This window comes from Aquimarina penaris (assembly GCF_040786285.1).
GTDB lineage: Bacteria > Bacteroidota > Bacteroidia > Flavobacteriales > Flavobacteriaceae > Aquimarina.
Genome location: NZ_JBFMKQ010000004.1, coordinates 541,834 through 554,924, shown reverse-complemented (window position 1 = coordinate 554,924; position 13,091 = coordinate 541,834). Strand labels below are relative to the sequence as shown.

Annotated in this window: 13 protein-coding genes; 3 read left to right on the top strand and 10 right to left on the bottom strand. The window is 33.3% G+C overall.

What is annotated here, in order from left to right:
* Positions 1-5: 5 nt before the first annotated feature.
* The 9 genes from mazG to ruvX form a co-directional block, all read right to left on the bottom strand.
* Positions 6-779, bottom strand: a complete 774-nt coding sequence (gene mazG, locus ABW637_RS19465; RefSeq protein WP_367586394.1) for a nucleoside triphosphate pyrophosphohydrolase — start codon at positions 777-779, stop codon at positions 6-8.
* Positions 780-788: 9 nt separating this feature from the next.
* The gene (locus ABW637_RS19460; RefSeq protein ID WP_367586393.1) at positions 789-1,733 is read right to left on the bottom strand and encodes an NAD(P)H-dependent flavin oxidoreductase; all 945 of its coding nucleotides are present in this window, start codon (positions 1,731-1,733) and stop codon (positions 789-791) included.
* A 168-nt stretch (positions 1,734-1,901) separates the two neighbouring features.
* On the bottom strand, positions 1,902-3,089 hold the full coding sequence (mnmA, locus tag ABW637_RS19455; protein WP_367586392.1) for a tRNA 2-thiouridine(34) synthase MnmA: 1,188 nt from the start codon (positions 3,087-3,089) through the stop codon (positions 1,902-1,904).
* Between the two features lie 103 nt (positions 3,090-3,192).
* A complete protein-coding gene (locus tag ABW637_RS19450) occupies positions 3,193-3,888 on the bottom strand; it encodes a toxin-antitoxin system YwqK family antitoxin (protein ID WP_367586391.1) in 696 nt (231 codons plus the stop codon).
* Between the two features lie 142 nt (positions 3,889-4,030).
* Positions 4,031-5,929, bottom strand: coding sequence for a membrane protein insertase YidC (gene yidC / locus ABW637_RS19445; RefSeq protein ID WP_367586390.1), 1,899 nt, complete (start codon positions 5,927-5,929; stop codon positions 4,031-4,033).
* Between the two features lie 92 nt (positions 5,930-6,021).
* Positions 6,022-7,662 (bottom strand): CTP synthase, encoded by a 1,641-nt coding sequence (pyrG, locus tag ABW637_RS19440; protein WP_367586389.1) that lies wholly within the window; start codon positions 7,660-7,662, stop codon positions 6,022-6,024.
* Between the two features lie 205 nt (positions 7,663-7,867).
* A complete protein-coding gene (locus tag ABW637_RS19435; protein ID WP_367586388.1) occupies positions 7,868-8,287 on the bottom strand; it encodes a DUF5606 family protein in 420 nt (139 codons plus the stop codon).
* Between the two features lie 76 nt (positions 8,288-8,363).
* Positions 8,364-8,954, bottom strand: coding sequence for a peptide deformylase (gene def, locus ABW637_RS19430; protein WP_367586387.1), 591 nt, complete (start codon positions 8,952-8,954; stop codon positions 8,364-8,366).
* A gap of 33 nt (positions 8,955-8,987) precedes the next feature.
* The gene (ruvX, locus tag ABW637_RS19425) at positions 8,988-9,398 is read right to left on the bottom strand and encodes a Holliday junction resolvase RuvX (RefSeq protein WP_367586386.1); all 411 of its coding nucleotides are present in this window, start codon (positions 9,396-9,398) and stop codon (positions 8,988-8,990) included.
* A 128-nt stretch (positions 9,399-9,526) separates the two neighbouring features.
* On the opposite strand from ruvX, the gene ABW637_RS19420 reads away from it, so the two are divergent.
* From ABW637_RS19420 to ABW637_RS19410, 3 genes are all read left to right on the top strand, one after another.
* Entirely contained in the window at positions 9,527-10,342 is an 816-nt protein-coding gene (locus ABW637_RS19420) for a 2,3,4,5-tetrahydropyridine-2,6-dicarboxylate N-succinyltransferase (RefSeq protein WP_367586385.1), read from the top strand.
* 71 nt (positions 10,343-10,413) lie between these two features.
* Entirely contained in the window at positions 10,414-11,478 is a 1,065-nt protein-coding gene (locus ABW637_RS19415; RefSeq protein WP_367586384.1) for a glycosyltransferase family 9 protein, read from the top strand.
* Between the two features lie 71 nt (positions 11,479-11,549).
* The gene (locus tag ABW637_RS19410; protein ID WP_367586383.1) at positions 11,550-12,317 is read left to right on the top strand and encodes a glycosyltransferase family 2 protein; all 768 of its coding nucleotides are present in this window, start codon (positions 11,550-11,552) and stop codon (positions 12,315-12,317) included.
* Here ABW637_RS19410 and ABW637_RS19405 read toward each other — a convergent pair.
* Positions 12,292-13,089, bottom strand: coding sequence for a lipopolysaccharide kinase InaA family protein (locus tag ABW637_RS19405; protein WP_367586382.1), 798 nt, complete (start codon positions 13,087-13,089; stop codon positions 12,292-12,294). The two genes, ABW637_RS19410 and ABW637_RS19405, sit on opposite strands and share 26 nt — an antisense overlap.
* Positions 13,090-13,091: the final 2 nt, after the last annotated feature.

The window sequence follows — 13,091 nt, the reverse complement described above, 5'->3', positions numbered from 1 at the left end:
TTTAGCTATATTTTTTTTGCTTCTTCCCAAAAGACATCCATTTCGGCCAATGTCATATCGTTTAGGCTTTTGCTGTTTTCTTTAGCCTTTTCTTCCAGGTACTGAAACCGTTTTATGAATTTTTTATTAGTACGCTCTAGGGCATCTTCAGGATTGATATTAAGAAAGCGTGCATAATTGATCATAGAAAAAAGGACATCGCCAAATTCTGATTCTATTTTATCCTGATCTTGCACTTTAATCTCATGTTGTAATTCTTCAAGTTCTTCTTTAAGTTTCTCAAAGACTTGATGAGGCTCTTCCCAGTCAAAGCCTACACCCGCTACTTTATCCTGAATCCTACTTGCTTTTACTAGTGCTGGCAATGATTTCGGAACCCCCTCTAAGACACTTTTTTTCCCTTCCTTTAGTTTAAGATTTTCCCAATTGCGTTTAACATCATCTTCATTAGCAACCTTTACATCTCCATAAATATGTGGATGTCTATTGATTAGTTTTTCACAAATTTCGTTTGCCACATCTGCTATATCAAAATCTTTCGTTTCACTACCGATTTTAGCGTAAAAAACAATATGCAAAAGCAAGTCTCCCAGCTCTTTTTTCACTTCATTCAGATCGTTATCCAAAATAGCATCACCTAACTCATATGTCTCTTCTATGGTTAGATGTCTTAATGATTGCAGCGTTTGTTTTTTATCCCAAGGACACTGCTCTCGAAGCTCATCCATTATGGTCAATACTCTATCAAAAGCCTTAAGCTGTTCTTCTCTAGAATTCATATCTGGTATTTATATAGAAACTTGTTCCATTTTTTTCTTAGTAACTCTAAATTCATTAATCATATCTTCTATGATAATTGCAGCTGGTTTGATATCATGAATTAATCCAGATACTTGTCCAATTTCGAGCTCTCCTTCATCGAGATTACCCTCAAACATTCCTTTTTTCGCTCGAGCTCTACCCAATAAATCCTTCAGTTCTTCAACAGTAGGTCCTTTAGAATATAGTTTAGCCACATCATAATAAAACTTATTCTTAAGCAGACGAACGGGTGCTAGCTCTTTTAAAGTAAGGTGCGTATCGCCTTCTTTAGCATCTACTACCATTTGTTTAAAATCGATATGTGATGATGCTTCATTACTTGCAACAAAACGACTCCCTACCTGGACCCCGTCTGCACCCAGTGCCATTGCTGCGTACATTGCTGTACCTGTTGCGATACCCCCTGCTGCAATTAACGGAACACTGATCTTTTCTTTAACCATTGGGATTAATGTAAGCGTAGTGGTTTCATCCCTACCATTATGCCCTCCCGCTTCAAAACCTTCTGCTACCACTGCATCAACTCCTGCATCTTGAGCTTTTAAAGCAAATTTAAGACTACTTACTACATGCACAACTGTGATTCCTTGTTCTTTAAGATATGCTGTATATGTTTTTGGATTTCCTGCAGAAGTGAATACAACTTTAACCCCTTCTTCTATAATGATTTGTATAATTTCTTCGAGATTAGGGTATAACATTGGAACATTAACCCCAAACGGTTTATCGGTAGCTTTTTTGCATTTCTGGATATGTTCTCTAAGTACATCTGGGTACATAGAACCAGACCCAATGAGCCCTAGTCCTCCGGCATTACTAACTGCACTTGCAAGCTTCCAACCACTTGCCCATATCATTCCACCTTGTATGATTGGGTATTGTATGTTAAATAGATCTTTTATTTTATTCATTAATTTTAGTATAAGTCAAAAATATGTAAAGCTTCACAAAGCTAATCTAAATTAATATATAACTAAATCGAATATATAGTATATTAAAAAAAATCCCGCTATAGAGCAGGATTAATTCGGTTTACTATTTTGATAGTGAATTTAAATACTTACTCCAGTAGTATTTTATTAAGAAATTACTCCAGATCCTACCAATTCATCATCATGATACCAAGCGACAAATTGCCCTTCGGTTATTGCACTTTGCCCATTTTCAAAAACTACATACATCCCAGAATCTACTTGATATAATGTTGCCTTTTCTAAGGGTTGTCTGTATCTAATTCTTGCCATTACCTCGAGTTCTTCATCTATTTGTAGCCTAAGATCTTCACGTACCCAATGCAATTCTTCATTCGTGATAAATAATGCTTTTCGGTATAGACCGGGGTGACTTTTTCCTTGCCCAGTATAAATTGTATTGGTTTCTACATCTGTTTCTATTACAAAAAGTGGCTCTGGTGTACCGCCAACGGCCAAACCTTTACGCTGGCCCTTAGTATAGTAGTGTGCTCCTTGATGTTTACCCACCACTTTCCCGTCATTAACATCATATTGATATTTTGTTGAAAGAAATTCTAACTCTTCCTTTTTAGATATAAATTCTGGTACTTCACGTAGGTATTTATCTTCGGAAGAAGCAATTTCTATAATATCTCCTTGTTTTGGTTGTAGCTTTTGCTGTAGAAAGTCTGGCAGTCGAACTTTTCCTATGAAACATAACCCTTGAGAATCTTTTTTATCGGCAGTCACCAAATCTTGTGTTGCTGCAATTTCGCGAACTTCTGGTTTTAACAATTCTCCTACCGGAAATAGCGTTTTTGCCAATTGATCCTGAGATAACTGACATAAAAAATACGATTGATCCTTATTTGGGTCTTTTCCCGCTAATAAACGATGGATTTCTTTTCCATCCTTTACAATGGTATCTTTTCTGCAATAATGCCCGGTAGCCACATAATCTGCACCAAGAGATAAAGCAATTTTTAAAAATACATCAAACTTAATCTCGCGATTACATAAAACATCTGGGTTAGGCGTACGGCCTTTTTCGTATTCATTAAACATGTAATCAACAATACGTTCTTTATATTGTTCACTAAGGTCAACGGTTTGAAAAGGTATCCCTAATTTTTCTGCTACTAATAATGCATCATTACTATCATCAAGCCAAGGGCACTCATCAGAAATAGTTACCGAATCATCATGCCAATTTTTCATAAACAATCCAATCACCTCATATCCTTGCTCTTTTAGCAAATATGCAGCAACACTAGAGTCAACTCCTCCTGATAATCCAACGATTACTCTCTTCATCAAAAAATACTTTAATCTTTAATTCTTATGCAAAAATAAGAAATAAAAAAAGCAACGCTTATGCATTGCTTTATGGTTTTTATCTATATCTCTATATCATAAATCAATTATCATTTGCTCCTTGTTGCAGAGGAAATAATTTCTGTTCTGATAGTTTTCCATTTTCATAATAGTTCCAGATACCATCTTTGCGATCTCTCTTATAATTTCCTTCGATAATTAGTTCGCCTTTTTTAGTATCAAAATATTTAGTAATCCCATGCAATTGATCATTTTCGTAGGTAAATTCTTTGATCTTTATTCCATCTTCAGAATACATAATTCTTTTGCCTTCTCTTTTACCTTCTATATAGGAATTATTTTCTGTGAGTTGACCATTATCAAAATAAGTAAGCTGTTCTCCATGTAGTTTCCCTGATTGATATTCTTCGGTCATCATAATCTTCTTGGAGTCATTATGATAATATTTCCATAATCCTATTCGATCTTTACCGATCATTCCTCCTTCACTTATTATTTTCCCTTTTTTGGTAAAGTACTTTACCAATATAGTATCATTGTTTTTAGAAAACACTTTAATTGCCGTAGGAGATCCGTCGCTACTAGGTTTATAAAACTTAAACTCTCCTATTTCTTTTCCATGATCAAAAGTTCCTTCATACCGAATATGATCGGTATTCTCGTATTTTTTTTTCCATTTTCCATGTCGCTTTCCTTCGGCATCATACTGATTATACTTCTGACTAAAACCCGAAAAAAAGGCAAAAATTAAAACACAAAATAAAAATGTACTTCGCATAGTTATATAATTTGGGACATTATTTCAACGAATGTGATTTCCAAAAAGTATACCAATTTTCTATTTATAAAAATATAAAAGTAATTCAAAATACAAAAAAGCTCCTGAAAAAGGAGCTTTTTTTATATACATATCTACGAAACTATTTCTTTTTTGGTTTTTGCTGTTGCTTTTTTTGTTCTTCAGCTTGCTCCATCAGTTCCTTCATTTTCTTCTGAAATTTACCTTGCTTTTTAGGTTTCTTCTTATTTTCCTGAATCTTTGCATGGATTTTGTCATCGTCAATAATCACATTTTTGATGACTAACATAATTCCTATTGTAATCAGATTAGAAATGAAATAATACAATGATAATCCACTGGCATAATTATTAAAGAAGAATAACATCATTAATGGAGACAGGTACATGATAAATTTCATATTAGGCATTCCCGGCTGTTGCGTTTGCATCGTTTGCCCGGTAGTCATCATCATATAAATAAATATAGCTACCGATGCCAATATTGGAAATAAACTAATATGATCTCCATAAAAAGGAATCGTAAATGGCAACTCGGCTATGGTATCATAGCTCGATAAATCATCTGCCCATAGGAAACTCTTTTGTCGTAACTGAAATGCACTTGGAAAGAAGTTGAATAAAGCATAGAAAACAGGGATTTGCATTACCGCTGGTAAACAACCACTCATCGGGTTAACACCTGCTTTACCATAAAGAGCCATTGTTTCTTGTTGTCTCTTCATTGCATTGTCTTTATGCTTTTCATTAATCTCAGTAATCTCTGGGCGTAAAACTTTCATTTTTGCCTGAGATAAATATGATTTATAGGTAACCGGTGATAAGATAATACGCACAATAATAGTCATAACTACAATTGCGATACCGTAAGGTAGAAAGCCACTTAAAAATGCAAAAAACGGAATAAATAAATATCTATTTATTACTCCAAAAATACCCCAACCTAAGGGTACAATTTCATCTAGGTTGCGTTTATAAGTATTTAAAATTTTATAATCGGTTGGACCATAGTACCAATCCATAGCATAATTTAACTCTCCTCCTTGCAGTTCTAGAGGCATTGATGCTGTAAACTCCTTGGTTACTTTTATCTCTTTATCATCTAAATCGGTAGAGCCAGCTAAATTTTTAGATGTAAAAGATGCTTTTTTGAATGGTGAATCTGTCAAAAGAACAGAAGTAAAGAAATGTTGTTTAAATGCTATCCAACTCACATTTTCTTCTTCATCGTCTGCAAACTCGCCTTGCCCTAAATAATCATCTTTATCTCCATCATATTCATACGAAATCTCAGTATATCTGTTTTCATATGTTGCACTTTTAGCATGTCGTATTCCTTGAAGTTTCCAATCCAGGTTTACCGTTTGACTACTATTAATTACTTGCTGTAACCCTTGAGACCTAATCGTAAAATCGACCATATATTCATTAGGCTTTAGCTCATATCTATACTCTAAGAATTTAGAATCAGAAACCTTTAGTTTCATAGATAGAACAGTATTCTCTCCATTTTTGGTCACTGTAGGTTCAAAAAACAGATCTTTTGTATTTAGAATTCTATTATCTGTAGTACCAAAATTAATATTGAAAGAAGCGTTCTTTCCGTCTTTGATTAAATATACAGGAACCGAATCATATGTTTTGAAATTCTTCAATAACGCTTCAGATATATATCCTCCTCTATTATTTATTTTAAGGCTTAAAACTTCATTTTCGACTTTAGTAAACTCTTCTTTCGCAGAAGGTAAACTAGCCGAATATGCAAATGCCCCCAATTGAGATTTTGCATTGGATAACGCTACAGAATCCTGAGGATTAACCACAATAGCCTCGCTTTCTTTTACAAAATCTGTGGTGTTTTTCTTCTCTGTTTTCTCCTTTGTTTCTACTTGTTCTTTTTTGGCCTTTTCTGCCTCAATCTCTTCTGGGGTTGGTTGATTTATATAGAACATCCAAACGATGATTCCAAAAATAAGTGCAAATCCAATTATCGAGTTAAGGTCAAACTTCTTTTCTTCCATGTACTATACGTATAAAAAGCCTTTATCTGTTGCTACAGAAAGGCTTTCAAGATTATTTATGTTTTCTTTAATGTCAATTATCTCGCCAATTACTATCCCTGTGACACTTTGGCACTTTTACTATTCTTCGAATATTCTACAGCTGCTTTTATAAACGCTATAAATAATGGGTGTGGATTAGCAACAGTACTCTTGTACTCTGGATGATATTGCACACCAACAAACCATGGATGATCAGGGATTTCTATGATCTCTACCAGTCCAGTTTTTGGGTTTACTCCTGTAGTTCTTAAACCTGCACCTTCTAGTTGTTCTTTATACTTATTATTATATTCATAACGATGGCGGTGACGTTCTGCAATTTGTTTTTCTCCATAAGCATCAAATACTTTACTATTTTCGGCCAATTCACAATCCCAGGAACCTAATCGCATGGTTCCTCCCATATCAGTAATATTTTTTTGTTCTTCCATTAAATCAATAACAGGATGAGTAGTGTTTTCATCTACCTCTACAGAACAAGCATCTTTTAAGCCTAAAACATTTCTGGAATATTCTATTACCGCCATTTGCATTCCTAAACAAATACCGAAAAAAGGTAATTTATTCTCCCTGGCAAACCGCACAGCTTTTATTTTTCCTTCTATCCCTCGTTCTCCGAATCCTGGTGCTACCAAAATTCCATCAAGATGAGCGATTTTCTTTTCTATAGTTTTATCATCAATATATTCAGAATGTATACTAACTATATTGACTTTTACTTCATTTTCTGCACCTGCATGAATAAATGATTCAAGAATAGATTTATAAGAATCCTGTAGTTCGACATACTTCCCAATAAGCCCAATAGTTACTTCGCACTTTGGATTTTTATGTCGCTCTAAAAATTTATTCCAATTTTCTAAATCTGGGATATTATCATCTCTTAGCACCAATTGTTTCAACACAACAGCATCAAGTCCTTCTTCTAACATCAAGTTAGGAACATCATAAATAGTAGATGCATCTATCGATTCAATAACAGCTTCTTGTCTAACATTGCAAAAAAGTGCAAGTTTTCTTCGTAAATCATCTGATAATTCGTGTTCAGTTCTACAAACTAAGATATCTGCTTTAATCCCACTTTCCATTAATGTCTTTACACTATGTTGGGTAGGTTTTGTCTTTAATTCTCCGGCAGCAGAAAGATAAGGTATTAGCGTTAAGTGAATTACCAAAGCATTTGCATCCCCAAGCTCCCATTTTAATTGTCTTACAGCCTCTATGTATGGTAATGATTCTATATCACCAACGGTACCTCCAATTTCTGTAATTACGATATCATAATTACCGCTTTTTCCTAAAATCTGGATTCTTTCTTTGATCTCATTAGTGATATGAGGAACTACCTGAACTGTTTTTCCTAAAAACTCTCCACGACGTTCTTTTTCTATTACACTTTGGTAAATTCTACCTGTGGTCACATTATTAGCTTGTGAAGTTGGTGTATTTAGAAAACGTTCATAATGCCCGAGATCCAAATCTGTTTCTGCTCCATCATCTGTTACATAGCATTCACCGTGCTCATAAGGGTTTAAAGTTCCTGGATCCACATTAATATATGGATCTAATTTTTGGATAGTTACCCTGTATCCCCTTGCTTGTAGTAGCTTTGCAAGAGAGGCTGCTATAATTCCTTTTCCTAAGGAAGAAGAAACGCCTCCTGTTACAAAAACATATTTGGTATTAGCCATGTACACTAAATATTTGTAAGGTTGTATTTAAATTTTGCGCAAAAATACAAAGAAGTCATGAATTGGTACCTTGAAAATTAAGCAATATTTATGCAATTTACCCACATTCCTTTAACAACCTAAAAACTGATAATGAATTGACCCTATTAAAAAAGCAAAATCCTGGTGCATACCAGGATTTTGCTTTTTTAAAATTACATTTTTATTATTCCTCTTCTTCTGAAGCATTATCTTCATTTTCTGAAAAGTCTGTTATGCCTTTAGAATGTAGAATATTATACCAATGTATCACTTTTTTTATATCACTAGCGTATACTCTATCTTCATCATAATCTGGTAGTATCTCACTAAAATAGTCTTCTAATTTATTCTTAGACTCTTTATGACTTATAGCCTGTTCTCCATTTTCTTTTTCCTGAATCTTTCTAAAAATATCTTTTAGCGGAACTTCTTCTGTAAATGTATAAATTGCAATTTCGCTAAGTACACTAACATTATGTCTAATACTTACCGACAATCTCTTTCCGTCTAATAAAGATTCTGCTACAAATCCACTTCGGGTTTGTGTTTTTAATTCATATAACCCAGGTTTACCTGAAATTGCTAGTATTTTATCTAAGCTCATATATATATTATTCAAAGTTGGCAAATATCTGTAGTTCGTTTCAGAAAATCAAACATTGACCAATATAAAAATTTAATTATCTACCCTTTTTTATCAAAGGAAAACGCATTCGATATTCTGAATTAATTTTCCCTTTAGAAATATTTGCCAGTTTTCCTTTTATTAAACGTTTTTTTAAGCTGGATAGTTTATCTGTAAATAAAACTCCTTCTATGTGATCGTATTCATGCTGAATTACCCTTGCAGCCAAACCGCCATAGGTTTCTGTATGTTCAACAAAATTCTCATCAAAATAATTAATCGTAATGGTTTCATTACGAAACACATCTTCTCTAATATCAGGAATACTTAGACATCCTTCGGTAAAAGCCCACTCTTCTCCAGTTTCTTCGAGAATGGTTGCATTGATAAACACCTTTTTAAAATCTTTCAACTCATTTGCCTCTTCGTCAGACAATTCATCATCTTCAGAAAAAGGTTCTGCATCTACAAGAAACAAACGTATAGGAAGACCAATTTGAGGTGCTGCTAATCCAACACCATGGGCATTATACATAGTTTCAAACATATTCTCAATAAGCTCAGAGAGTTTAGGATAATCTTTCTCTATCTCTTTTGCTTTTTTCTTCAATACCGGGTCACCGTATGCTACAATGGGAAAAATCATATCAATGAATAATTTCTATTTAATACTGTATAATTATAAATTATAAAGATAATCTTGCAATATTATTGTTGCACTAATTTGATCAACTAATGCTTTATCTCTTCTTTTCTTTTTTGAAATACCACTAGCAATCATAGTATCAAACGCAATTTTAGATGTAAAACGTTCATCTATTCTTTTTACTGGTATCTCGGGTAATTCTTTAGCTAATTTCTCTAAAAAAGGCTGTATTAGCTTTTCACTTTCTGAAGGCTCACCATGCAATCTTTTAGGTTCTCCAACCACAAAAAGCTCTACAACTTCTTTAGACACATACTCCTTTAACCAAGACAATAGATTCTTAGTATCAACTGTAGTTAATCCAGAAGCAATTATTTTGGACTCGTCTGTAACTGCAATACCACAACGTTTACCTCCATAATCTATTGCCAAAATCCGTGCCATCTATATATTTTCTGCAAAAATATGATATTATGTCAAATAAACATCTTATTTATTAATGGTTTCCTAAAATATTGCAAATCGATATGTTTTTTGAGTTAAGCTAGTATCTTTACCAAAATTTTTAATCAATGAACCAACTAAAAGAAACCATAGAAAAAGCCTGGAATAATAGAGAGCTTTTAAAAGAATCAACTACCCAAGATGCCATAAGAGAAGTAGTTAATTTATTAGATGCAGGAAAATTAAGAGTAGCAGAACCCACAGAGAATGGATGGCAAGTGAATGAATGGATAAAAAAAGGGGTTGTATTATACTTTCCTATTCAAAAAATGGAAACTCTCGAGGCAGGTATTTTTGAGTATCATGATAAAATTCCATTAAAAAAAGGATACGAAGCTAAGGGAATTAGAGTAGTACCTAATGCTGTTGCCCGCCATGGTGCATATATTTCTCCAGGCACTATTTTAATGCCAAGTTATGTAAACATTGGTGCTTATGTAGATGAAGGAACAATGGTGGATACGTGGGCTACAGTAGGTAGTTGCGCCCAAATCGGTAAAAATGTACACTTAAGTGGAGGTGTTGGTATTGGAGGTGTATTAGAACCTTTACAGGCAGCACCTGTTATTATTGAAGATAGTGCATTTATAGGCTCTCGTTGTATTGTAGTAGAGGGAGTACGAGTAGAAAAAGAAGCTGTCCTAGGTGCAAATGTAGTATTAACAGCATCTACTAAAATCATTGATGTAACCGGTGACACTCCAGTAGAAAGAAAAGGAGTGGTACCTGCCAGATCAGTTGTAATACCTGGAAGTTATACTAAAAAATTTGCTGCTGGTGAATATAATGTACCTTGTGCTTTGATAATTGGTAAACGTAAAGAAAGTACAGATAAAAAAACTTCTCTTAATGATGCGCTTCGCGAATATGATGTAGCCGTTTAATAGAAGGTATTAAAATTTGAGTTTGTCTTGAAACAAACCGAGACAAACTCAATTCTTTTGATCAATAGTTTATGAAAATATTAGTCATACAACAAAAAATGATTGGTGATGTTCTCACAAGCACCATCATATGCGAAACTCTACGAAAAGAGTATCCTGATGCTACTATTGATTATTTAATTAACTCTAATACTATACCTGTAGTCAAGAACAACTCTTTTTTTGATAATATTATAGAGTTTAAACAAGAATATCGGGATAGCAAAAAAGCATTTTTCTTGTTCTTGAAACAAATAAGAAAAACTAAGTACGATCTTGTTATAGATGCTTTCGGAAAACTAGAAAGTAATCTGATCACCTTATTTTCTGGAGCTCCAAAAAGAGTATCTTTTTATAAGTGGTACACGCAGTTGTTATACACCAAAGTTATTCATAGAAAAACTAAACCAATAACTAACGCCAGTACTTCTATAGAAAACAGGTTACGATTAGTCCTTCCTGAAGATCGAATCGCAACAGAAATTTTGAGACCAAAAATATGGCTTACAGAGGAAGAAAAGGAAAGAGCTAAAGAGTTTTTAGAATCCAATGGAATAAAAACAAAAAAGCCTATAGTAATGATTAGTGTACTAGGTAGTGAGCCGATAAAAACACTCCCTTTTAAAGATATGGCAAGAGTAATTGATGAAATTGTTTCTGTAACAAAAGCCAGTGTTCTTTTTAATTATATGCCTAGTCAGGAAAAAGATGCCAAAGCCATTTATGATCTCACATATCCGGCAACGCAAAACAACATACATTTTAACGTATACGCAAAGAGTTTAAGAGGGTTTATTGCAATTCTATCCCACTGCAACATGCTAATTGGTAATGAAGGTGGAGCCGTAAACATAGCTAAAGCAATTGATGTCCCTTCTTTTACCATTTTTTCTCCATGGATTATAAAAAAAGATTGGAATATGTTTGAAGATGGAATTGAACACGATTCTATACATTTAATAGATGTAAAACCAGAATTATATGGCAACGTATCACCTAAAAACATGAAGGATAAAGCATTAGATTTATATAAGGAATTTTCTTCAGAATTAATTATCCCTAAACTCAGGAATTATTTAATTCAAACTATAGAATAGATCTTATGAAACACCAATACTTTAAAAAATACCTATTTTTATACGCATAACTCACAAAATCAACTCAACTTATGGTTAAACTCTCTGGAGTTATTATTACATATAATGAAGAAAGAAAAATCGAAGAATGTCTTGCATCGCTCCAAGGAGTAGTTGATGAGATTGTCGTTGTAGATTCTTTTTCGACAGATAGAACCGAAGAAATTTGTAAAAAATATAACGTTAAATTTGTTAAACAAAAATTTCTTGGATACAAAGAGCAGAAGAATTTTGTAATAGAACAAGCTTCTTACGATCATATTATTTCGCTTGATGGAGATGAAGCCTTATCACCAGAGCTTCAAAAAACTTTAATACAATTAAAATCCAATTGGGTTCATGATGGGTATTACATGAATCGCTATAATAATTTTTGTGGACAATGGATTAATCATTCTGATTGGTATCCTGATAAAAAACTAAGGGCTTTCAAAAAAGGGAAAGGAGAATGGAAAGGTATTAACCCTCATGATTCTTACAAATTATACAACCCAAAAAACTGTGGAAAACTAAAAGGAGATATCCTGCATTGGAACTACCCTACCTATAGTGCCTACAATTCGCAAATTGAAAAATTCTCGACAATATCGGCACATTCTTATCATGAGCTAGGAAAAAAAGCAACACTCTGGAAAATTTTCTTTAATCCAACCTGGGCATTTTTCAAGGCCTATTTCTTACGACTGGGATTTCTTGATGGTCTAAATGGATTTGTTATTTGCATTCAGACGGCACATTTAACTTTTCTGAAGTATATCAAATTAAGAGAGTTAATTAAATCGGAGAGTCAGAAGGAATAGTTTTGTACTTTTTTTTCCAGAAAAATATCCTTTTTTTAAGTCTAATTTTTCGATAAAACCGATGCTGAAACTCTCTGGTATACTTCCACATGAGATCAAATATCTTTTTTTCATCTTCACCAGTGCATTTAGCATACTCATTACTCATTGTTTTTACCATCGATTCATGAATAGTAAGCTTTACAAAATTTTTAATTCTGGTATTAAAATCCATTTCTCCAAATTGCATACGATTAAGATCTACTAAATAAAATTCATACCCATCCCCTTCTCTTTTTATTAATGTATTGCCAGGAGAATGATCCAAAAAGTTTATTCCTTTTTCATGTAATTTGAAGGTGAATCGAGTAAACGCCCTAAGGATCTTATCATAATCAGGAATAGAAAAATCTGTAGTTAATTCTCTATATGTTAAATCACAATCTACAAGGTCACTAACATAATAACTTCTTTTAAATAAGAAAGAAGACATATATAAATCATATGCTACAGGAAATGGTGTATTAATCCCTAACTTAAGTAATTTATTAGCGTAAGAAAAAGATCGTTCGGCTTTTGACTTTCTAAAAAAACGATATGCGACCTGATTAATAATATTAGGCACTTTAAATGATTTAATGGTGTACTTTTTATCATTAATGGTGACAATTTTTATCACATTACGCTCAGCTTCTCCAAGAATATCTTCATACGCTTCAAAATTGTCAATTGCATTTCTTATCTCAGGTTTGAGAAGAGTTTGAGAAGAATGTACTACAAATCGGTTTTGCATCT